We start from the raw sequence: 23689 nt of genomic DNA, 5'->3' as shown, positions 1-23689 counted from the left end.
TCGGCGCAGATAGTTTTCATTTCCAAATAAATGCGTAGAATGGTTGAAAAAGCTTAGGGAATTAATATGTTAAACGTACTTTTAGTTGATGATGATAGTGAGTTTAGTGAAGTTGTATGTCATATAGTCGAGTTCCTAGGTCATAATATAAACACAGCCGCAAATCTTGCAGAAGCAGAACAGTGGTTTAAGAACAATACATTTGATCATGTCTTTTTAGACTTTATGCTACCAGATGGCAGCGGCTTACATTTACTTGAGCATCTTAAACTAATTGGTCAATCTCCTCGCGTTACTTTAATTTCGGGCCATCCGTCAGTGAAAGGTAAGCTCGCAGAAATGTGTGAGCCTAATGTGGGACACCTTGTAAAACCACTCCAACGCGAAGATATTGAACGGGTTTTAAATCCTAAAAAAGCCAATACTAAGAAAAAAGCAACACCGAGTATTAAGCGTCATTTTGGCACACTAATTGGCGAGTCAGAGGTTATGCAAAAGCTTTACACTATGATTGAGCGGGTTGCGGCAACATCGGCTAACGTTATGCTAATGGGTGAAAGTGGTGCTGGTAAGGAAGTGGTTGCACAAGCAATTCACAACGCCACGCAGTGCGATGGTCCTTTGGTTGCGACTAACTGTGGTGCATTCTCGAAAGAACTGATTGGTAGTGAATTATTCGGTCACGAAAAAGGTGCGTTTACGGGAGCTGTCGCTCGTAAAGAAGGGGTGTTTGAGCAAGCCGCAGGGGGCACGTTATTTTTAGATGAAGTAACAGAAATGCCTATTGATATGCAGCCAAACTTATTACGTGTACTTGAAAGTAAAAGGGTTACGCGTGTTGGTGGCACGAAAGAGCAAGCGGTAAACTGTCGTGTTATTTCAGCAACTAATAGGACGTTAACTGACCTTGCACAAAATAACGTGATCCGCGAAGATATTTATTTTCGTTTGGCGGTTTTTCCAATTGATATTCCCCCTCTGCGCGAGCGAAAAGAAGATATTCCATTGCTCGCAGAGGCATTTTTAGATCAACTAAATGACGAAAATGGAACCAGCTTTAAATGGCAAGCAAGTCAGATAAAGGTACTTGAAGGGCATGACTGGCCTGGTAATGTACGAGAATTGCGCCATGCTATCCACCGTGCATTTATTATGAGTGATCCAAAAGGAAGCACTATTACCTTGCCTGATTCGCTAGAGTCACCATTTTCGCGGGTAAACAAAGAGACTCAATCGAACAATCAAGTGCTGGCAGGGCAAACGATTGAAGAAGTTGAAAAAGAGTTGATCCATGCAACTTTAGATAAAGTACAAGGTAACAAGACAATTGCTGCCCAGATGTTGGGGATCAGCACAAAAACATTATATAACCGTTTGAATGCTTATGGAGGCATCGGCGAATATAAATAACAAAGGAATACTATGAATAATAACGAGTCTTTACGTCAGTTGGTGCACGATGCACGTGCACCCTTAAACCGTATTTCGATGAATGCAGAGTTAGTTAAGCTCGTATTAGAAAATGATATGCCGAAAGATAAAGCACTCGCGGCCCTTGATAAAATAATTATTAATTGCCAGCAATGTAGCGAGCAACTACAAAAAATAAGTGACACTCACTCCGATGAGTAAGCAGCATAGAAACTGGGAAAAAAATGCATAAGCAAAAGGGTAAAATAACAGTTAGCTGGGCAGGGTTTATTAGTGTTGTTTTGTGTATCGTTGTGGCGAATGCATTTTTAGCAATTAATAGCATACGCTCTTTGAGCGACACACAAAGCAGTCTTGATAACACAAATTCATTAAACACAGCTATTGAGCAGTTACACCTGTCTGTTGTACAGGCTGAGTCTGGGCAGCGAGGTTATTTGCTGACAGACCGTGAGGACTATTTAATACCATACACGGATGCAATGGCTACGATGCAAGCACAAATCATGCTTGTGAAAAGCTTGCACTCAGAAATACCTGGACAAGCCGATCGTATTGCGCGTTTTATCCACTTAGTAAACGACAAAGTGGCTGTTATGGCTAAAACAACCGATCTTGCCTTAGAGAATAAAGACGTGAAAGCGCGTCGGTTATTGCTAACAGATAAAGGGCGTGAATTGTATAAAGATATTCGTACTGCGGTTAATGAAATTCAAATGCGTGAGCTTAACTTTAAAATTGAAACGTTTGCCGCCCTCTCTGAAATTAAAAATGAAGCTAAAATCACCTTTGCTATCACGGCTGTGACCAGTTCTTTACTGTTAATCGGTATGTTTATTTTAGCGCGAACTAACCTGCAAAATGCCGCTAAATATCGCTTAGAATTAGAAAGACAAAATGAAAGCTTAGCCGCCAAAGTTGATGAACGTACTCAAGAACTGACTATTTATGCTGATGAGCTTAGCCGCTCTAATAGAGAGCTTGAAGAGTTTGCATTTGTAGCCAGCCATGATTTGCAGGAACCACTACGAAAAATTCAAGCATTTAGTGATCGCCTTGAGAGTATGTTTAAGAATGAGCTCGGTGAAAAAGGCATTGATTATATCAGCCGAATGAAAAATGCCGCTCAGCGCATGTCTAATCTTATAAATGATTTACTTGAGTTTTCACGTGTAACTACGCGGGGTAAAGACTTTATAGACACAGATTTAAATAGCATCGTCGATGAAGTACTGGATGATTTAGAAATCGCTATTAAAGAAGCTGGTGCAGAGGTCAGTGTTATGACGTTGCCGCATATTCAGGCTGACCCAAGTCAAATGCTACAGCTTTTCTTAAATATTCTGTCAAATGCAGTGAAATTTAGACGTGAAGATGTCGCACCGCTCATTAGCATTGATTATGAGCGTATTGAAGAGTTTAGTGCGAACCATAATAGTAATGTTGAATGGGAAGTTATCACTATATCAGATAACGGCATTGGCTTTTCGGAAGAGTATCTCGAAAAAATATTTGTTCCATTTCAGCGGTTACATGGTCGCTCACAATACAAAGGCACAGGTATCGGCTTATCTGTGTGTCGCCGCATCGTTGAGCGTCATGGTGGAGAAATTACGGCGAGCAGTCGCGTTGGTGAAGGGGCAACCTTCATTCTTAAACTACCCGTGGAAACATCGCTTTTCACATTACAAGGAGAGGCTTAGATGCCACTTAACAAAGTTAAACCTATTACCATTTTAATGGCTGATGACGATGAGGACGATCGTTTATTAACTCAAGATGCGCTTGCAGAAAGCCGCGTTCTTAATGAGTTATTTTTTGTCGAAGATGGCGTTGAGTTACTTGAATATTTAGAGCGTAAGGGGAAGTTTAGCGATAAGCAGAATTCTCCTCGACCAGGGCTTATTCTGCTTGATTTAAATATGCCGCGTATGGATGGTCGAGAGGCATTAGAAGCGATTAAATCAAACCCAAATTTAAAAGGTATTCCGGTTGTTATTTTAACTACATCAAAGCAAGAAGAAGATATGGTTAAAGGCTACGACTTAGGCGCTGCTTCTTACATCACAAAGCCTGTGACCTTCGATGGTTTGGTTGATTTGATGAAAACACTCGGTAAGTACTGGGTTGAATTTGTTGAATTACCAACCCCTCAAAACGACTAAAAAGGACAACAAATGTTAGATAAGGTAACCCGACTACTCTTAGTTGAAGATGATGAAGATGATTATATTCTTACTTGTGATTACTTAGAGCAATTGGGTTCCCATACATTTGATGTTGAATGGCTTAGCTGCCCTGAAGAAGCTGTTAATGTGTTGAGTGAAAATAAACATGATATTTGTTTATTGGATTATAGACTCGGTGCTTCTGATGGACTTGAAGTACTAAAAAGCGCGGTTGCTAATGGGTTTCGTGGCCCTATCATTATGCTTACAGGCCAATCGGATGACACCTTAGACTCTGCTGCACTTGATGCAGGCGCTGTTGACTACTTAGTTAAGAACGAAATGAGTTCAAGCCGCTTTGCCCGTGCAATTCGTTATGCATTAGCCAGACGGGATGTAGAAGATGAGCGTGTTGAACGTTTGAAAGCTGAAGCTGAAAATCGCTCGAAAGATCGCTTCTTAGCGCATTTAAGTCATGAGTTACGCACCCCTTTATCGTCAATATTAGGTTATACCGAACTGTTGATGCAAAGCGAAAAAAACCAACACGCGCATAATGAACTTGGGGTCATTTACCGAAATGGTAAGCATCTATTGAGCTTACTTAATGATGTACTCGATTTATCGAAAATTGCAGCAGATAAGTTAGAGCTTAACTGCTGTGATGTTAATCTCGATAGCTTAATGGCTGACGTATACACTTTAATGCGAGTGTCAGCTGTAGATAAGGGCTTATCGCTTAGGTTTGAGTCACAACAGGCACTGCCTTTAATTATTAATACTGATGCCACTCGTCTTCGCCAAATCCTCATCAATATCATTAATAATGCGATTAAATTCACTAACCAAGGTGAGATTGTTGTGCGTGCATGGACTGCATGGGTGAATGAGCGCGAAATGCTGTTCTTCAGTATTAAAGATACAGGGCTTGGCATTGCACCCGAAAAGCAGGCATTGATTTTTAAGCCATTCGAACAAATTGCCGATGTTGAATCGCGTGATGTTGGTGGTGCAGGACTAGGCCTTGCTATTTGTTCTGAATTACTTACACGTATGCAAGGTTCAATAGAGCTTGAGTCCACTCAAGGGGTCGGCTCTGAATTTACTCTATCTATTTACCCTGGCAACATTCGTGATGTTGAGCGCCAATTGCTGACGTTTGACTCTAACCCCGACTGCCATCAAAAGTTAACAACACTGTCAACGAGTGGGCGTGTACTTGTCGTAGATGACCTTAAAGATTTGCGTATTTTGGTAGGGCACATGATCGCAAGTACTGGGGCTGATGTTGAATACGCTGAAAATGGCAAACATGCGATTGAAAAGGTTGCTGCAGCAGAACAAGCAGGCAAAGCTTTCGATATTGTATTTATCGACCTACACATGCCTGTTATGGGCGGCAAAGAGGCGACAATTGAGCTTCGTAAAATGGGTTATAAAGAGCCGATTATCGCACTGACAGCTGCGACTATGAAAGGGGTTAAAAGTGAGCTATCAGCGCTTGGTTTTAATGACATGATCGCCAAGCCCGTTGATTCGGGACTGCTTTATCAGGTGTTGAATCATTATATTTGCCAAGGTAAAACAGAGCCTGTCATTGAGCATGATGACAGTCCGGCGATGACTCAAAAAAGTACCCGTTATTTATTAGTTGAAGATGACACCGATGCAGCGCAAATCACCCAGCTTTTATTAGAAAGCCTTGGGGTGGAAACGGTAATCGCCGCTAGCTGTGAAGCGTGTTTAAATACCCTAAATGAAGACGCTGAGTTTGATAAAGTACTGCTTGATATGCACTTGCCTGATGGTGGTGGTTTAGATTTAGCAAAACAGCTCAAGCAACGCTACCCCAACTTAACCTTAGTTATTGTCAGTGGGGCAGAGCCTGAGCCAGAGAAAATAGAGAAGTTGGACATTGAACAAGTTCTGTTAAAGCCAATTAACCTAGGTTTACTGACAGAGCTTATTGAGGGCAGTGCTTAATTGATTGTCGAGCAACAAGGCTTGGTTCAAACATAGTTTGCAGAGGCTCTGTTTGCTTTTGATATACGTGGTTTAGAATCCAGTTTGCAGCCATTTGCCCCATTTCATTGATTGGATAGTTAATTGTACTTAGAGGCGGATAAATGTGGCGCGTGAAAAATACATTATCATAGCCCATCACTGATAGCTGCTCTGGAAGCGCTAAGCCAAGCTCTCTGGCGCTGGCGATGGCACCCGTCGCCATTTCATCATTGGCACAAATAACGGCACTAAATGACACCCCCTGTTGATAGATTGTTTTTAATCCCTCAAAGCCACTGGTTTCCATAAAATCACCTTGATAAAGCAGTTGTTCATCAAATGATAAATTAAATTCAGCAAGCGCTTGTTTGTGACCAGCTAGACGATCTTGAGCATCTTTTTTCCAAAGTGGGCCACTGATATAGGCTATATTTTTGTGACCCTGTTCTAAAACATGTTTGGCTGCAAGGTAGCCACCTTTGATGTTATTTAAAATAATACAACGGTCGCTTAATTCTGGAATAAAACGGTTAATGAGCACAAATGGTACACGGCCCTTACTCAGCTTGATTAAGTAATCGTCGCTTACAGCTTCAACATGCAAAATAAGGCCATCACAGTTACGGCTTATTAGGAACTCAATGCCTTGCTTTTCTCGCTCTTCATCACTGTGACCTGCAGCAATGATTACATGTTTACCTTGGTTTCTAAAAATATTTTCAATACCACTCATCATAGGACCGTAAAAGGGACCTTGTAATTCAGAAACAAGTAGACCAACACTGTTTGAACAATTCGACGCTAACGATTGCGCAATAGAGTTTGGTCTATAGCCAAGCTCACTCATTGCTGCAGTGACTTTTTTACGAGTAGCATCACTGACATTCGCATTGTTATTCATTACTCGCGAAACAGTTGCCAAAGACACTCCAGCTAGTTTCGACACCTCGTAAATGGTGGCCATATTATTCCTTTTTAAAACCCAGTTATGGATGACGTTTTAATGATAAGTCGGCACTGATTTGCTCAACGGTTTGATTATCAAGAATATACCTTTTCATAATTAAAGCGACAAGCACGCTGCCAATTGCTGGATAAAGCGTAAATGAAATTAAAATGCCTGACAGCGTATGTTCACTGAGCTCTGTATTGGCCTCATAGCCATAAAACGCTAGTAACCAACCGGCTATGGCACCGCCGAGGGCAAGGCCGAGTTTAATAAAAAAGACCACGCTCGCGTAGACAAGCCCTGTTAGTCTCTCGCCGGTTTTCCACTGGCCGTAATCAATGGTGTCGGCCATTTTTGCCCACAGTAGTGGTGTTGCCATTTGCGTGAAAAAACACCATAAAAAGTATACTGCAAAAGCAAGTATCAGTTGTTCGCTTGGTAACCAAAACGCCACACAGCTGATTGCTGCAGAGATATATTGCAAACGAATATAGGCTGTTTTCTTATCAACACGTTTACTTAGCGGGTTTGCACACGCACAACCTAGGATATTACCTATCATACCGATAGTGACAAAATAAGTGACCAGTTCGGCTTCACCAAGCACATATTTTACGTAATAGATTGCCAGAGTTGTACGTAATACCATACTGGTTAACAGCATAAGTGCAGCAAAGCACAACACTTTAAATGGACCGTTTTGCCAAAGTGTACTCATGCGGTTCTTCCAACTCAACGATGAGCTGTTATGAGCTACAACACGCTCTTTGGTAAAGCGAAAACAAATCAAGAATAAGATGACACCTAAGCCGCTCATCAAGGCCATAGTCAGTTGGTAGCCCGTGGCGTTATCACCTTTTCCTAGCCAATTTACCAACGGCAGGGTGCAGGCGCTAACTATTAGGCCGCCTAGCATGCCAAACACAAATCGGTAAGATTGAATCGACACACGCTCTTTAGGGTCGCCACTTAATACTCCGCCTAACGCTGAATAAGGAATATTAATGGCTGTGTAAACCAGCATTAGCAAAGTATAAGTGACAAAGGCGTAAATGACTTTGCCTGACTCTGGTAAGTCTGGCGTAGTGAAGGTGATCATACTGATCACCCCAAACGGTAAAGCGAGCCAAAGTAAATAAGGGCGATAACTTCCCCATTTAGTTCGCGTGGCATCGGTTAATGCGCCCATTAGTGGGTCGGTAATCGCATCAACAATTCTCACCACCAAAAACAAGGTGCCAACAATAGCAGGTGAAATACCAAAGATATCCGTGTAGAAAAAAGTTAAAAATAACATTACTGTTTGAAAGATAATGTTACTTGCTGTATCACCTAATCCGTAGGCTATTTTCTCTTTTGTTGTCAGCATGTGTGTTCTCGTTTGTTGTTATTTTTATCGCTGTTTGAGCAGCGCACGGTATTGTTTTGCGCTTTCTTTTAAAATGCGTTGCTGGCTTTGGTAATCAATATAAACTAATCCAAAGCGCTTTTCGTAGCCATACGCCCATTCAAAGTTATCCATTAAACTCCACGCAAAGTAGCCTTGAATATCAACACCTTGACGAATTGCATCACACACTGCATTTAAGTGAGTGTGATAATAATCAACGCGTTCAATGTCGTTCACTTCACCGTTTTCTAAGGTGTCGGCCATGGCTGCGCCATTTTCAGTGATATACATTTTTGGTAAATCATATTGCTGATGCAGTGATACCAAAAGCTCAGTTAAACCTTGTGGGTAAACTTCCCAGCCCATATCGGTAACACGAACATTCGTAAGGCTTGCTTCTTCAAACCAGCCATCAGCAGTATTTTTGTAGTGTATGCGGGTATAATAGTTAACGCCAATAAAGTCGACGGCTTGACTAATAATCGCCATATCGCCAGCAATAATAGTTGGTTTAACTTCATCTGCTAAATCATTCAGCAAAGAAGGGTAAGCACCCTCTAAAACAGCTTTGATATACCATTGATTATGATATTGATCGGCAAGTTCTGCGGCTTTTTTATCATCCGCAGTCAAAGGGTAAGTTGGGCTGAAGTTTAATACGATACCCGCTTCTGTGTCTGGGCAGTTTTTACGTAACACTTGCATGGCAAGGCCATGGGCGAGCAGTAAGTGATGCGCTGCTTGTCGGCCTGCTTGTTGTGATTTTATACCTGGTGCATGTACACCCACTTCATAACCTAAGTAGGCACTACAGAAGGGCTCATTCAAGGTCGCAAAAGAATCGACTAAGTGGCCAAGGTGTTGAGTAACAAGTTCGGCATATTCTTGAAATTTATAGGCTGTATCACGATTTAACCAGCCACCATTATCTTCTAGGTATTGAGGTAAATCCCAGTGGTATAGAGTGACGTAAGTTTTAATATTACGTGCTTTTAACGCCGTTAATAACTGAACATAAAATGCCATACCTTGTTTGTTTATCGTGCCATCTTGATTCATGACCCGTGGCCAAGAAATTGATAAACGGTAAGCATCTACGGCTAAGTCAGCAATCATATCGACATCTTGCTGCCAACGTGCAACATGGTCACATGCTACATCGCCATGACTTTGATCGGCAATTGCATCCGGCTTTTCACAAAACGTATCCCAGATACAATCTAGACGCTGGCTGCGTGCGCCTTCAATTTGAAACGACGCAGTTGCAACACCAAAAGTAAATTCAGGTTTGAGTAAAAATGAGTCTGGCAAAAGAGAAATTGATTTATACACAGTTATTAGTCGTCCTTCGCATAGTGTTTGTAAGACAAACCAAAGTACAGAGTTGTAAATGGTGTAAGCGCTTACAATTTTATTGCAAATAAATTGCTATATATGATTTATATGTTATAAATGTAAGCGCTTACATTTTATGTTGCAATAGTTTTTTGCTTTTTTATTCATCATGATTTAGCACTAGAGCTGATGTAACAAACTGAAAAATATAAATAACTAGAGAATAAAATTATGGCCCATGTTTCAACGCCTGTTTCGGGTAACGCGAGTCAAGCGGCAATGCCAAAGCAACATTTTGCATTGGCGTCCTTGACCACATTATTTTTTATGTGGGGGTTCATTACTTGTTTAAATGATATTTTGATCCCTTACTTAAAAGGGATGTTTTCGCTGAATTATACGCAAGCCATGCTTATACAGTTTTGCTTTTTTGGTGCGTACTTTGTGATGTCGATCCCTGCTGGCAAGTTGGTCAGTCGCATTGGCTATCAATTTGGTATTGTGGTCGGCTTAGTGGTTGCAGCTATCGGCTGTGCGCTGTTTTACCCTGCTGCGGTTGCCCATGTATACGAATTATTTTTACTGGCTTTGTTTGTACTTGCTTCGGGCATTACTATTTTACAAGTATCTGCAAATCCTTATGTAAGTGTACTTGGCCCGCAAAAAACAGCGTCTTCGCGTTTGACTATGACACAAGCATTCAACTCACTAGGTACGACCGTCGCACCGATTTTTGGTGGGTGGTTGATTTTATCTGAAGTAAGCCAAGCCACGGCTGAAGAAGTGAAACTCCCTTATTTAATGTTGTCGTTAAGTTTACTCGTGCTTGCGGTTATCTTTGCGTTTTTAAAACTGCCAAAACTAGGTAAAGAAAGTGACAGTGAAGCGGCACATCAAGATTTAGAAGACTTTGTTGATTTAGGTAGTGTTTGGCGTTATCGCCACCTCATTTTAGGTGCCATCGGTATCTTTGTTTATGTGGGCGCAGAAGTGGCGATTGGTAGCTTTTTGGTGGGCTTTTTGACGTTAGATAATATTGCTGGCCTCGCAGAAAAAGAAGCCGCTCATTACATTAGTTATTATTTCGCAGGTGCCATGGTGGGTCGCTTTATTGGTGCTGCTGTGATGCAGAAGTTTAATGCAGGTAAGGTGTTGGCATGTCATGGCTTGCTTGCAGTAGTACTTGTTGCAATTGCTATGACAGGTGAAGGGAGTCTTGCTATGTGGGCTATTTTATTGGTTGGCTTATGTAACTCGATTATGTTCCCGACGATTTTCAGCCTTGCACTACATGGCCTTGGCAAATACACCTCAAAAGGCTCAGGTATTTTATGCTTAGCAATTGTAGGAGGCGCAATTATTCCACTACTGCAAGGCGTATTAGCCGATTCTGTTGGTGTGCAAATGGCGTTGTTCTTACCTATCGCCTGTTACTTATATATTACTTACTTTGCGCTGGTTGGCTCAAAAGTATCGACTCAGACTTCATAGGTGGAAAAATGAAATTGAAAAAAACAGTCACTCTTTGTTCGTTAATGATGGCAAGCGTCAGCATGCTAGGTTGTACTGGGCAAGATAAGGTGACAAACGTGAACGCTGAGCAAGAAATTTGGCCAAACATCGAAACTGGTATTGCAGCAAACCCAGAAATGGAAGCAAAAATAGCAAACATGCTGGCAAATATGACCCTTGAGCAAAAAATTGCGCAAATGATTCAGCCAGAAATTCGCGATATTACCGTTGAAGACATGCGTAAATACGGCTTTGGCTCTTACCTCAATGGCGGTGGTGCATTCCCAAATAATGATAAACATGCCAGTGCCGCAGACTGGATTGATCTTGCTGAAAAAATGTATCAAGCCTCAATCGATGACTCGCTTGATGGTAGCTCAATCCCGACTATGTGGGGTACCGATGCCGTGCATGGTCACAATAACGTCATTGGTGCGACATTATTTCCACATAACATTGGTTTAGGTGCAACAAACAACCCAGAGTTAATCGAAAAAATTGCAGCTGCTACCGCGCAAGAAGTGATGGTAACCGGCATCGACTGGGTGTTCGCACCAACAGTCGCCGTTGTTCGTGACGACCGTTGGGGTCGTACTTATGAAGGCTATTCTGAAGACCCTGAAATAGTGAAAGCATACTCGGCAGCCATTGTTAAAGGGTTGCAAGGTGCAGTTGATGAAGACTTCTTATCTGATAAGCGCGTGATAAGTACCGTGAAACACTTTTTAGGTGATGGCGGTACTGAAGGCGGTGATGACCAAGGTAATAACACGGCATCTGAGCAAGAATTATTTGATATTCATGCGCAAGGTTATGTTGGTGGGTTAGGTGCGGGTGCTCAGACCGTAATGGCGTCATTCAACAGCTGGAACGGTGAAAAAATTCACGGCAGTAAATACCTACTTACCGACGTACTAAAAGGCAAAATGGGCTTTGATGGTTTTGTTGTTGGTGACTGGAATGGCCACGGTCAAATTCCAGGGTGTACTAATGGCAACTGTGCGCAAGCAGCAAATGCAGGTCTTGATGTGTACATGGTACCGACAGATGCATGGAAACCACTTTACGAAAACCTTATTAAGCAAGTTAAAAGTGGCGAAATTGCACAAAGCCGCATTGATGATGCAGTAACACGTATCTTACGTGTAAAAATGCGCGCTGGTTTGTTTGATAAGCCAAGCCCTGCTAAGCGTCCGCTTTCAGGTAAAACAGAGATCATTGGCAGTGCAGAACATCGTGCAGTTGCAAAACAAGCGGTCCGTGAATCACTGGTACTACTTAAAAATAAACAACAGTTGTTACCGCTATCAGCAAATGCAAATGTATTAGTTGCAGGTCAAGGCGCTGATAACATTGGCATGCAGTCAGGTGGTTGGACAATCACATGGCAAGGGACTGGTAATGAGAATAGCGATTTTCCGGGTGGTTCTTCAATTTTTGATGGCATCAAAAATACAGTTGAGCAAGCCGGTGGTCAGGTTCAATACAATGTGAATGGCGAATTTGAATCTAAGCCAGATGTTGCGATTGTTGTGTTTGGCGAGCAACCGTATGCAGAAGGCAATGGTGATTTAGATAACCTTGAATACCAACGCGGTAATAAAACTGATTTAGCTCTGCTTAAAAAACTAAAAGATGCCGGTATTCCTGTGGTGTCGCTATTTATTAGTGGCCGCCCAATGTGGGTGAATGCTGAGCTGAATGCCAGTGATGCGTTTGTCGCAACTTGGTTACCAGGCAGTGAAGGTGATGCAATCAGCGATGTTATCTTTAAAAACCAAGATGGCTCTATCAATCATGACTTTAAAGGTAAATTATCGTTCTCATGGCCAAATAACCCGGTAGGTAACCAAAACCGTGGTGATAAAGATTACGCGCCACTATTGCCTTATGGCTTTGGTTTAACGTATCAAGATAAAAACACCTTGGCGGATGACCTTAGCGAAAAATCACACGTCGCGGCTAAATTAGAAGACTTAGTATTATTTGAACGTGCCGTAAAAGCACCGTGGTCACTGCAACTACAAAGTGGTTCTGAGTTACAAGCCATGACCAGTAGCCGTGCAGCACTTAATGCGGTTAGCGTAAAAACCTTTGATAAAGACGTACAAGAAGATGCGCGCGCAATCAGCTTTAATGGTAAAGAAGCGGCTGCAGTTCGTTTAATGGCGGCGTTCCCATCGGATTTACGCTCATACGTTGAAAAAGCGGGTCAACTGCAAATGCAAATTAAGATAGACCAAGCTGCTGATGTGCCGCTGATGCTGGGAATGCAATGTGGTGAAAACTGTGACGGCCAATTTGATATTAGCAAACACCTTAAAGCAGCAAATGATTGGCAAACGCTAACTGTAGATTTGAGCTGCTTTGCAGAGCAAGGTGTGCAGCTTGGGCAAGTATTCTCGCCTTGGCAATTAGCCACTGAAGGTGCATGGCAAGTATCAATTGCTAAGCTATCAGTAACGAGCGCGCACACTGAGGATGCAATGCTCTCATGTCAGTAAAATCGTATGCTGTTATTTTGCTAACAGGTGCGCTTAGTGCCTGTCAGCAAACCCCAGCGCCTGTCAAAGCCAGCCTAGGAGAAGGTTGGCAGTTAGTTTGGCAAGACGAATTTTCGCAAAATGATCTCGACCTAACTAAGTGGCAACACGAAGTAAATTGTCGAGGTGGCGGTAATGATGAGCAGCAATGCTATACCGCGCGTAGCGAAAACAGTTTTGTTAAAGATGGCCTATTGCATATTGTTGCTCGCCAAGAGCAATACACTGGGCCATTGCATAATAGCGATGAAGTGAGCAGCGATGCTGAGCGAGAAAAACAAGCGACTCAGCCGTTCACTTCAGCACGTTTACGCACTAAAAACTTAGCTGATTGGCGATACGGCCGTTTTGAAATTCGCGCTAAATTGCCAGCAGGGCAAGGCGCGTGGCCAGCAATTTGGATGTTACCGACTGATTGGCGTTATGGTCGCTGGGCATCATCAGGCGAAATAGACATCATGGAAGCAGTTAATCTAAAGACCCTTACCGATGACAAAACAGCGCCAGCAGGCAGCCTTGAAACGCGCGTACACGGCACCTTGCATTATGGTGGTCCTGCACCTAAAAATGTTTACAGCGGTACGCCGTACCGTTTCAGCGAAGCTAATAACCCAGCTGATAACTTTCATGTGTATGCCCTAGAATGGCAGCAAGATGAAATTCGTTGGTATGTTGATGATGTTCATTATGCGACATTTCGCCACGACCAGTGGTATTCAACATCACAACAACAAGACGGCTCGTTTATAGAAAATACTGGCTTTGCTCCATTTGATCAGCGTTTTCATTTACTTCTTAACTTTGCAGTAGGCGGAAACTGGCCAGCAAATGTGAATGACAAAGGCGTTGATTTTACGGGTTACCCTAAGCAAATGCTGGTGGATTACGTGCGTGTTTTTCAATGTAGTAAAAATAGTGAAACAGGCATTGGCTGCGCAACAACACAGCCATCAGCAGTACAAATTAAGGGTAAATAAATTATGAACCAAGAGCCTGCAGATGCTTCGCCGAACTCGTTGCATCCGCTGGCTTTTGGTTCATTCTATCGGTTGAGCTTTTGTAGTAATAGCTGTCTTATTCTTCTGGCCGTAAGTTCGTCGATATCCGCTAATATTCCTTGCGCAGGCTCAGCAACATGGCTTGCTAAATCCACATCATCAGCAAACACATAATGATTAAAAAGTTGCTGCCATTTCTGTTTTTGCTCGTTTGGTAAGTCTTTAATTGCCAGCATACTATGTAGCATGGCATCAAATGGGTTTGCTAAATACTCTGGGGCTTGTCGCCACCAATAGTTCACCAACACATTAAACGGACTGGTTGCGCTAACCTGATGCCACCAAAGCGCTGGAATATAAATAGCATCGCCAGGTCCAAGGGTGGCCGATTGTGCCTTTGCTACAGCCTCTTTAAAACGCGGAAAGCGGCTGAAATCGGGGTTATTAAAATCAACCAAGCTAACCGCTTGCCCAGCGGGTGTAAATTCGAGTGGACCAACGTAGAGGTTATTGACCTGTTCCGTTGGCAATAGAGTAAACGTACGCTTACCCGCAGCAACACAAGCTAGGTTATCGGCATTGTCATAGTGAGCCGCAATCTGGCTATGATTTCCCACCCAGAGGCTTGTTAGGCAGTTATAATCGGTCACTGTCAATGGGTTTTTAAGGCTAAAGCTAGGAGCGCAATACTCCACAGCTGTAGAGCCCATATACAATGAATCACTGTCGGTTTGTGTGAGTGATATTGCTAATTTTTGTAGTACAGAAAGTAGGTTATCGGCGTGCTGTGAAAAATTAAGCCCCGTGAAATCAGCGTTATAAAAATAGCGACCTTGATGAATTGCGTCGCTACTAAAGCTGCGTACTGGGGCGTTATTGGCAAGGCCTAAAAGATAGTCTAGGGCGCTTTTAGAGCTTTGCTTAGCTGCAATGACTTGTGGCCAATCAGCGCAGAGATCTCTTATTACCAGCGGCTCAGTTAGCTCAGCTAAAAACGCTTTTAGATCAGCAATGCTTGCAGCTTGGCATTCTTTTATTGGCGCAGCCGCAAACATTACTGCCTCGCCCATTTTTTATTAAGCAAATGAGGAATTTGCTCCATTGATGCCAGCACCATATAAATAGCCTGCAAGTCTCCTTGCTGTTGTAACTGCTTGAGTTGTTCAGCAGTTAAGTTATTTAGTGCCTGCTGGTTAATGGTATAGAAGCCAGTTACAGTGATTTTTTCACCATTTTTTTGAGCATATTCAATGCTAAACGCTTCGAGTAAATTAACGCTTAGCAAACGTTCAAAAAAGTGATTAATTGTTTGGTGTTCTTGATGTAACGCGTTAAGTACTTGAGCAATATGATTTAAGTAATCGCTATTCCCACCATGTTCAAGGAAAATGGCTTCGCCATCATGTGTGCTTATGCGTGGGCTGTCTAAATCAATATGTACCACTAGTGATTGCTCAGGAATACCATTGTTATACTGGGTTTGTTGACCAATTAAAAATGGCTGGCGCTGCATACTCAGTGGTAAGTAACTCAGTTGTAACTCGCCTTGCTCGTTTAGCAGCAAGTTCTCGCCATTTTCAAAACCAAATAAAGCGAGGGCTTCAAATTGGCCTGTTTGAGGGTGCTTACGAAATACGATGGGTTGATTTGCTTGAACTTTAGCAAACTCGCTTGGGAATACGGTAGCGCAGCTAATATTATCGCCCCAGTTAGCACCGCGTGTGGTGATCACTTTTAGGTCTTTATGGCTGATGTTATCAAGTAAGACATGATTGGCCATTGGGCCTCCTAATGCTGAGATTAAATAGGTTGTATGCCAAATTGCTGAATATGATTTAACAGCTCGCGGTTAGTGGGTAGTTGTTGTAATCCGCGTTTGGCTTGTTGTTGGTTAGCACTAAAGTGTTCAACAATCGCTGAAGGCATTGTTAGAGCTGGAAATTGCGGTAGTTGTTTCATGCCATAAAGTACATACTGGTAACTAGCCGCGGAGAAAACCTCTTGAGCGCGATCAAAGTCGTTTAGCCACGGACTTTGATATTGCCACAGTGCTAAGTTTTCTTGTAGTTGCTGAGGAACAGAGTTTACCTCTTTATGGGCTTGCCAATAGGGGCTAGTGCGTTTTGACAACACATAGTGCAGCTTTAAAAATTCAATAATACGCTGCCAGCGATAATGGCATTGCTCATCAAAACGCTTGGCTAGTGTCGGCATTGCAGCACGATGTGTTGGGAAATTAGCAAGTAAGTTATTCAAGCCAAGCTCCACCATGACTAACGCTGAGGCTTCAAGTGGCTCAATAAAGCCAGCAGACATACCAATAGCTAAACAGTTTTTATACCAAAAACGGCGTCTAAAGCCTGGGGTAAAACTGATCTCACGAAAGGTTAGTTCATTTTGGTTTGTATCGGGTTGGGTTTTTGCAATGTACTGACTAAGCGCTTGTTTTGCATCTTCGCTGCTGGCAAAACGACTTGAGTACACCATACCTAGACCACGGCGGCTTTGTAAGCCGATATCCCAAATCCAACCAGCATCTTGCGCAGTGGCTTTGGTATAAGACAGGAGCTCTTGCTGCGGGTTTAAATAAGGCACCTGTACGGCCACAGCACGGTCGTTAAATAGTACATCTTGTTGCTCGATTAGTTCGATACCGTAATGTTGATGTAACAGCTTTGCGTGGGTGCCTGAGCAATCAATAAATAAATCACCTGCAATAGTGCCATGATCGCGGGTTTGCAATGAACTAATATAGCCATCTTCATTGCTATTGATACATTCAACATGACTGATGATGTGCTCAACGTTTAGTTTTGTGGTGCAGTGCTGTTGTAGCAGCGTGGCAAACTTACCGGCATCTAAGTGATAGCCATAGTTTGCTTCACCTTGATAGGCGCTATGTAAGTGGTTTTTTGGTGCTTTATGGTGATCGCATAAGTAGGTTTGGCTTGCCACCGCGTGGCTGAAACTCACGGCATCTTTGTTGGCAAACCAATAAGGTGCAATATTTAATTGCTGATACGCCACCGGTAAGCTGAACGGGTGGTAATAATGTGCGTCGCCTTTATCGTCGCACCAGCCATCAAAGCGTGAACCTTGTTTAAAAGACGCATCACAACGTTGAATAAATTCACTTTCGCTAATGCCGATGGTTTTTAAGGTTTGTCGCATGGTTGGCCAAGTACCTTCACCAACACCAATGGTGGCAATATCGGGCGACTCAATCAGGGTGATCTGTGCGTTGTGAGTTAAATGGGGCTGGGCTGCAATTAACCCTGCAGATAACCAACCTGCAGTACCACCACCTAAAATGACGACTTTTTTTACTTCTTTGTGTTGCATATTCAAGGCTACCTCAAATGCTATATAGACAAACTAGCATAATTGTGAAAAAAAAAGCCGCTGTTGAGCGGCTTTTTTGACAACAAAATGCTAGAACGAGTAGCGGAAGCCGATGTTGTAGCGCGCACCGTATTGGTTTGCACGTAACAGCTGCTCAGAGTAACGAACGTAGGTACGCTGCGTTTCATCTGTTAGGTTTAGACCTTCAACAAATACCGTTAGGTTCTCGTTTACTGCATAGTTCACGTTGATATCCCACTGACCATAAGACTCAGTGAAGATTGGTGAAGCATGTTGGTCAAAGCCTGTTAAGAACTCATCACGCCAGTTATAAGAAATACGAGCCGATAAACCGTCTAAATCATAAATAGCAGAGAAGTTAGCTGAATCACTTAAGCCAGGCAGAGCAAATTGATAGCCAATAGCATCTCGGTCTGCTTCAACATCACCGAATACGAAAGTCGCGTTGGCGGCAATACCAAAGCCTGAATCACCAAACATATGTTGTGCTGCCAGCTCCCAACCCCAAAGGTTACCTGTTTCCACATTGGTGTCGCGAGAAACATCAAAGATTGTGAGTGGATCAGTGCCAATGCCTGTAATACCTGTTCCTTGCTCAGTTCCTTGATTTTCATTGATTTTATCGTGAATAGCTTGGTCAGAAGGTGTTACTCCTTCTGCTGCTAAGTCTTCACGGGCTTGATCAGCACGCTCGCCAAGGAATGGGTCACGAATATCTCCCATGGTCTCTTGGGTTGTAATGTTAACAATGAAATTCTCAACTTGTTTACGATAGTAACCTGCAGATAGATAGCTGCCTTCGCCATAATAATATTCAAGTGATAAATCTATGTTGTCAGCTACGAATGGTTTCAAGTCAGGGTTACCCACAGCCACTTTACGTTGACCTACTTTTGGGTTACCTAAAAATGAGGTTGTTGAACGCAGTGAATCAACCGGAGGGCGAGCGAGTGTTCGGCTATACGAAAAGCGAGCCATTACATCTTCTGTCACTTCAACATTAATATCTAAGTTTGGTAAAAATTCACTGGTGCTGCCTTCACCACTTGCGAAAGCCTGCTCACCAAAGTTATATGACCACTCATTACCATTAACCCAAGTAATACCTGTTGCAGGTTTTTCTAGGCTTTGCGAGCTAACATCTGTTTTTTCATAGCGTAAACCGACCGCCATGGTGACATACATATTGTTAAACTCAGTTTCAAAGTTTGCTTGAGTGTAGAATGATAAGGTTTTTTCGCTTACTCGATGATCATTATCAATCGGCCCTGCTTGTACCATTCCATTTAATTCAGCAGGCCAGCTACATGCGCCAATGCCTCCATCTGGATGGTCACAGTCAATGCTTTGGGCGATGGCAACTATTTCATCAAAATCAGCATCGTAGTAGTAGTTTAATAGCTTATCGTTACCGCCGCCTGAGAAGCCGTCTAATAAACCTGAACTATCAACACGAGTAAACATGTCATCATTGTACCAATCAGCTGAGTTTAACCACCAACCAGCAGCAAGTTGCTCTGAATAAGCTTGTGTGGTTCTAAAGTCAATTTTGGTATGTGAAACACCAAAATTGATACTTGTAAGGGCGCTATTATTTTCGTTTAACCAAGTCCCTTTTAACTGGTACTGATCAAGATCATTTGTGTTCGTATCTTTATTAACCCCAGCAAATAGCGTTCCCATATCACTAGGTAGAAGCTCTGCTTGGCCATTAGTTAATGTCATATCAATTAGTGGAATTTCGCCTTGGCTAAAATCAGCCATTTTTTCATCGATATTAACAGTTGGGTTTTCACACCACGAGCATGAGGTATTACCAATGATCATAAAGGCATCATGACCTAAACCAACCCCCGCTGTTTCTGCCGATGAGTTATGGGCATCAAACTCAATATTTAAAGTGTCGGTTACTTGCCAATCAATATTTAAACCAAGAGATTTATTTTCGTTGGTTGTTGCACCACGGTTTAGGTTTGTTGAGTAATCTCCGCCAAACTCGCTAACCTTAGTATATGTCCCATTTTCGTTAATCGTTGCAGAACTAACATTACCACCGTTGTTAAACCATACACCAAAACTACGGCCGTCTTTTTCAAACTCTAGTTTTGAATAAGTGTAATCAAGGGTTGTCGTTACGCGATCACTCGGCGCGTATTGCAGTACAAGTTGGCCATTGGTACGTTTACGCGAGTTATCAGAGAAAGCGTAACCCGCATTTTGTGGGTACCAAGTTGTACCGTCTGCACGTTGATTGTTGTCTGTTACATTTAAGTTTGGCGAGGTAGAGAGATCGACATTTGGGATCCAGTTATCAACCGCCATTGATTGCTCGCGGTTATCGCGTTCTTGCACTGAACCTGAGATTAAAATACCGAATTTGTCATCATTAAACGTATTACTGTAGATGCCTGATAATTCTGGTGTTACATCATCACCAGTTTCATTCGATGTATCGTGAACGGCTTTTGCACCGATAGAAGCATGTAAACCAGGATTTGAAAGTGGCTTTGCAGTCGTGATATTAACTGTTGCGCCAATGCCGCCACTAGGGATGTCGGCACGCGCCGTTTTATATACTTCAACACCGCTTACACTTTCTGTTGCGATGTCACCAAAATCGAATGAACGTCCGCCCGTTGTTGGCATTTGACGATTGTTTAGGGTCACTAGGTTAAATTCAGGACCAAAACCACGCACGGTAATTTTGCTTCCTTCACCGTTACTTCGGTCGATAGAGACACCGGTGATACGTTGCAGTGACTCGGCTAGGTTCGTGTCGGGGAACTTACCAATGTCTTCTGAAGTGATTGCATCAACAACACCTGCAGATTGACGTTTAATGTCCATTGATTTTACAAGGCTACCGCGGATCCCCGATACTTGTATAACTTCAATATCACTTGCTTTGTCGGATTGTTCTTCGGCGACAGCTGAGTGAGGAACTAGCGCGCTTAAACCCATTGCCACAGACAGGCTAATGGCAAGCTGCTTTCTCTTGAATTGTGTGTGGTTCATGCAAATCTCCAGATTTGGTTTTATTTTTGTGTTTGTTGTCTAATGTAAGCGCTTACATTTTATTGCAAAAAAAATCGCCGAACCCGATTTTTATAAATGTAACCGCTTACAATAAGTTATTAGAAAGTAAAACAATCGTCAATAAAAATAACTTTTATGAACGCAATTAATATGTATGTTCATGTTATTATAGATATTATTTTAGCTATAATTTTATTGTTGTAGTATGAAATGTATCTATTTTTAGCAATAATTGAAAAGGTTGCTCACCGAAAAGCACAATCTAGGAGACCATCATGCGAGCAGTTAAATTTGTAAATGAGTTAGTCATACCAAGTAAAGTGGTTTGTGTTGGTCGAAATTATGCGGCTCATATCGCAGAACTTAATAATGAAACGCCAACCAGTATAGTGTTATTTATAAAACCCAATAGTGCTTTGTCAGATACGCTTTGTGCTACTCACGGTGCTGAACAGTTACACTACGAGACTGAGTTGTGCTTTTTAGTTAAAGATAAACAGCTTGCGGGTGTAGGGCTTGGGCTTGACCTAACAAAGCGCCGTTTACAATCAAATTTAAAAGAAAAGGGGTTACCTTGGGAGCGCGCTAAGGCATTTAATGGTGCCGCTCTTTTTAGTGACTTCGTACCATGTAATGATACCAAGCATTATCAGTTTAGTTTACTGATAGATGGTAAGCCTGCTCAGCATGGTGACACACAATTAATGCTTCATAATGCCGAGAAAATTTTATCTGAAATTAGTGAATTTATGGATCTCGAAGACGGCGATATCATTATGACTGGTACACCTGAAGGAGTCGGGGAGGTTGAATCAGGTTCAACTTTTCAAGTGCTGCTTATGGATGAACAGACTGAGGTGTTGTCTCACCAGTGGCAGGCTGTATGATTGGGTTTAGTATCAAGCGCTCATACTGTGACGAAAAATCTGCAAAGTTTTGCTCTAACCATACTCGTTGACTCTGTTGGTAGCGCTCACTGGGTAATACTTTTGTTTTTAATGCGTGATTGATTTCAGCGAGTACTTTTTCGGCGTAATTATTTGGGGCACTTGTTGAGCAGCCAATCGCGCCAAGCATCATACTTTGCTTTGGGTTACCAATGCTTAGCTTTTCTATGTGTTGCTGATTTTTTTGATTGTAATAATCAGCAACAAACGGGTAATCAATTGTGTAATCAATATAACCATGCTGAAGTTGCGTAAGAATCGCGTAATTAGGATGACTACCAGTGCTACTAAGCGCTGCGCTTTCGTATAACTTGGTATTTTTAGCTATTTTTTCAAATTTGCTCCCGAATTTACGCGCGTCGTTTTGACCAAATATAAACCCAGAGTCAGTCAGTAATGAAATCAAAGAAACAGGGTTACCATGAGCTTGGGTTATTTTTTTGGCTTGCTCATGGGTACTAAGTATTGTGAAAGGAGGATAAACTGTGGTTGGGATTGAATAAGTCGCACGCTTAGTTTTTTGTTCCCGATGAATCATGCAGGAGTAACACGCCATATGACCTTCATCGAGGTACTTTCCTGCTCTTTTTTGCGGTAGTAATACTTTACTGTGATTAATGTTAGGCAGCGCTTCAATAAGCATATCTGTAATATCATTACATAAACCACCCTGTTGGTTTTTGTCGCTTTTTTCTAGATAAAACGGTTTGCTGTCATTTTCGAGCCAAGTAATTGATAACGTTTCTGAGGCATGAGCTAACGGCGCTAAAAACAAGCTTAAAACAGTATAAAATTTTAACTTCATATGCTTACTCATCGAGAACCCACTCATAATTACTTATGTTAACTATACACTAAAGTATTGAAAATATAATGGGTTGTTAAATAAATTACTGAATAAGTATTGCTTTTTGGGTGTTAATACTTATTCAGTCAGAAGTTTTATAGATCAGAAAGGTTGCGGGTATTGTTTGAATACATTGTTGATATCGGTAAGAGCTTGTTCTGATAGCTCAATTGAAAAAGCTGCTATGTTGTCTTGCAATTGGGCCATAGAAGTTGCCCCAATAATAGTCGAACTAACACCATCAACTTGGTTACACCACGCAAGAGCAAGTTGTGCTGGCGTTATATTGTAAGTTTTTGCAATATCGACATAATTTGCAATCGCTTGCTGTGATTGCGCTGTGTCTCTAAATAGTCCATTACGCTGTACCAAAGTCCAGCGACTCCCTTCTGGGCGATTACCATTTAAATATTTACCGCTCAGCATGCCGCCACCAAGAGCTGACCAAGGCAGATAAGCGACACCTTCGTGAATACATTGCTCTATTAAATAAGGCCAATCTTTGGCATGCAGTAGGCTAAACTCATTTTGAATAGAAACCATGCGCGGAAGGTTATGCTGCTCACTTAAACGCAGATATTGGCTAATGCCCCAAGGCGTATCGTCTGATAAACCACAGTGTTTAATTTTACCAGCCTTTACACAGTCATTCAGACCTTCAAGAATATCGAGCATACCTGCTATATTTTGCTCGGTGTCGGCATCTGAAAAGCGGACTATACCAGGCCACTGCTTGCCAAAATGTGGCGAAGTACGATTTGGCCAGTGAAGTTGGTATAAATCGATAACATCAGTTTGTAAGCGTTTCAGTGACGCATCAACAGCGTCAATCACAGCTTGACGAGTAATGTCGCCGCCATCACGTACCCAAGATAACCCATTGCCTGCAATTTTCGTTGCGATGACAAGGTTATCGCGCTTGCTTTTGTTACGAGCTAACCAATTTCCAATAATTTCTTCTGTTTTTCCGTATGTGTCAGGTGAAGGAGGAACGGCATACATTTCGGCAGTATCGATAAAGTTAACGCCTTTATCTAACGCGTAAGCAATTTGTTCATCGGCATCAGCTTGGTTATTTTGCATGCCCCATGTCATGCTACCTAGGCAGACACGAGAAACATCAATACCACTTCGGCCAAGTGGACTATAAAGCATATTAGTTCCTT

Annotated in this window: 18 protein-coding genes; 9 read left to right on the top strand and 9 right to left on the bottom strand. The window is 42.2% G+C overall.

The window, feature by feature from the left end; genetic code table 11:
• Positions 1 to 66 precede the first annotated feature (66 nt).
• From NYF15_RS05620 to NYF15_RS05600, 5 genes are read left to right on the top strand one after another with little or no spacing between them, the layout of a single operon-like run.
• The gene (locus NYF15_RS05620; RefSeq protein WP_130150800.1) at positions 67 to 1410 is read left to right on the top strand and encodes a sigma-54 dependent transcriptional regulator; all 1344 of its coding nucleotides are present in this window, start codon (positions 67 to 69) and stop codon (positions 1408 to 1410) included.
• A gap of 12 nt (positions 1411 to 1422) precedes the next feature.
• On the top strand, positions 1423 to 1632 hold the full coding sequence (locus NYF15_RS05615; protein ID WP_130150801.1) for a histidine kinase: 210 nt from the start codon (positions 1423 to 1425) through the stop codon (positions 1630 to 1632).
• Positions 1633 to 1655: 23 nt separating this feature from the next.
• Complete coding sequence (locus tag NYF15_RS05610) at positions 1656 to 3134, top strand: ATP-binding protein (RefSeq protein ID WP_371353050.1); 1479 nt, start codon at positions 1656 to 1658, stop codon at positions 3132 to 3134.
• Positions 3135 to 3596 (top strand): response regulator, encoded by a 462-nt coding sequence (locus tag NYF15_RS05605; RefSeq protein WP_130150803.1) that lies wholly within the window; start codon positions 3135 to 3137, stop codon positions 3594 to 3596. It abuts the gene before it with no gap.
• A gap of 12 nt (positions 3597 to 3608) precedes the next feature.
• A complete protein-coding gene (locus tag NYF15_RS05600; RefSeq protein ID WP_371353049.1) occupies positions 3609 to 5582 on the top strand; it encodes a response regulator in 1974 nt (657 codons plus the stop codon).
• Here the strand turns inward: NYF15_RS05600 and NYF15_RS05595 are convergent.
• Genes NYF15_RS05595 through NYF15_RS05585 form a run of 3 tightly spaced genes read right to left on the bottom strand, consistent with a single transcriptional unit; the run spans position 5563 to position 9274 of the window.
• Positions 5563 to 6567 (bottom strand): LacI family DNA-binding transcriptional regulator, encoded by a 1005-nt coding sequence (locus NYF15_RS05595; protein WP_371353048.1) that lies wholly within the window; start codon positions 6565 to 6567, stop codon positions 5563 to 5565. The two genes, NYF15_RS05600 and NYF15_RS05595, sit on opposite strands and share 20 nt — an antisense overlap.
• A gap of 22 nt (positions 6568 to 6589) precedes the next feature.
• Positions 6590 to 7921: a glycoside-pentoside-hexuronide (GPH):cation symporter gene (locus NYF15_RS05590; protein WP_371353047.1), complete on the bottom strand. Its 1332-nt coding sequence runs from the start codon at positions 7919 to 7921 to the stop codon at positions 6590 to 6592.
• Positions 7922 to 7945: 24 nt separating this feature from the next.
• Complete coding sequence (locus NYF15_RS05585; protein WP_371353046.1) at positions 7946 to 9274, bottom strand: GH1 family beta-glucosidase; 1329 nt, start codon at positions 9272 to 9274, stop codon at positions 7946 to 7948.
• 234 nt (positions 9275 to 9508) lie between these two features.
• On the opposite strand from NYF15_RS05585, the gene NYF15_RS05580 reads away from it, so the two are divergent.
• From NYF15_RS05580 to NYF15_RS05570, 3 genes are read left to right on the top strand one after another with little or no spacing between them, the layout of a single operon-like run.
• Entirely contained in the window at positions 9509 to 10768 is a 1260-nt protein-coding gene (locus tag NYF15_RS05580) for a sugar MFS transporter (protein WP_341803891.1), read from the top strand.
• An 8-nt stretch (positions 10769 to 10776) separates the two neighbouring features.
• On the top strand, positions 10777 to 13293 hold the full coding sequence (locus tag NYF15_RS05575) for an exo 1,3/1,4-beta-D-glucan glucohydrolase (RefSeq protein ID WP_371353045.1): 2517 nt from the start codon (positions 10777 to 10779) through the stop codon (positions 13291 to 13293).
• Positions 13284 to 14309, top strand: a complete 1026-nt coding sequence (locus NYF15_RS05570; protein ID WP_237120111.1) for a glycoside hydrolase family 16 protein — start codon at positions 13284 to 13286, stop codon at positions 14307 to 14309. Before NYF15_RS05575 ends, NYF15_RS05570 begins: the two co-directional genes overlap by 10 nt.
• Positions 14310 to 14374: 65 nt before the next feature.
• On the opposite strand, the gene NYF15_RS05565 is transcribed toward NYF15_RS05570, so the two are convergent.
• From NYF15_RS05565 to NYF15_RS05550, 4 genes are all read right to left on the bottom strand, one after another.
• Positions 14375 to 15385: a cupin-like domain-containing protein gene (locus tag NYF15_RS05565; protein WP_371353044.1), complete on the bottom strand. Its 1011-nt coding sequence runs from the start codon at positions 15383 to 15385 to the stop codon at positions 14375 to 14377.
• Positions 15385 to 16110 carry a SapC family protein gene (locus tag NYF15_RS05560; RefSeq protein WP_371353043.1) on the bottom strand — a complete coding sequence of 242 codons (726 nt, stop codon included), beginning with the start codon at positions 16108 to 16110 and terminating at the stop codon, positions 15385 to 15387. The genes NYF15_RS05565 and NYF15_RS05560 overlap by 1 nt, the downstream gene beginning before the upstream one ends.
• Before the next feature lie 20 nt (positions 16111 to 16130).
• Positions 16131 to 17672 (bottom strand): tryptophan halogenase family protein, encoded by a 1542-nt coding sequence (locus NYF15_RS05555; protein ID WP_130150813.1) that lies wholly within the window; start codon positions 17670 to 17672, stop codon positions 16131 to 16133.
• 90 nt (positions 17673 to 17762) lie between these two features.
• Positions 17763 to 20708 carry a TonB-dependent receptor gene (locus NYF15_RS05550; RefSeq protein ID WP_237120107.1) on the bottom strand — a complete coding sequence of 982 codons (2946 nt, stop codon included), beginning with the start codon at positions 20706 to 20708 and terminating at the stop codon, positions 17763 to 17765.
• Between the two features lie 296 nt (positions 20709 to 21004).
• Between NYF15_RS05550 and NYF15_RS05545 the strand changes: the two genes are divergently transcribed.
• Positions 21005 to 21616: a fumarylacetoacetate hydrolase family protein gene (locus NYF15_RS05545; protein ID WP_371353042.1), complete on the top strand. Its 612-nt coding sequence runs from the start codon at positions 21005 to 21007 to the stop codon at positions 21614 to 21616.
• Here the strand turns inward: NYF15_RS05545 and NYF15_RS05540 are convergent.
• Positions 21567 to 22481, bottom strand: a complete 915-nt coding sequence (locus NYF15_RS05540) for an ABC transporter substrate-binding protein (RefSeq protein WP_371353041.1) — start codon at positions 22479 to 22481, stop codon at positions 21567 to 21569. The two genes, NYF15_RS05545 and NYF15_RS05540, sit on opposite strands and share 50 nt — an antisense overlap.
• 144 nt (positions 22482 to 22625) lie before the next feature.
• Positions 22626 to 23678, bottom strand: a complete 1053-nt coding sequence (locus NYF15_RS05535; protein WP_371353040.1) for an aldo/keto reductase — start codon at positions 23676 to 23678, stop codon at positions 22626 to 22628.
• Positions 23679 to 23689 lie beyond the last annotated feature (11 nt).

This window comes from Pseudoalteromonas sp. 68 DY56-GL68, assembly GCF_041414825.1.
Taxonomy (GTDB): Bacteria; Pseudomonadota; Gammaproteobacteria; order Enterobacterales; family Alteromonadaceae; genus Pseudoalteromonas.
Note: the sequence above shows the minus strand (reverse complement) of the source record. Positions and strands in the feature narration are given on the sequence as shown.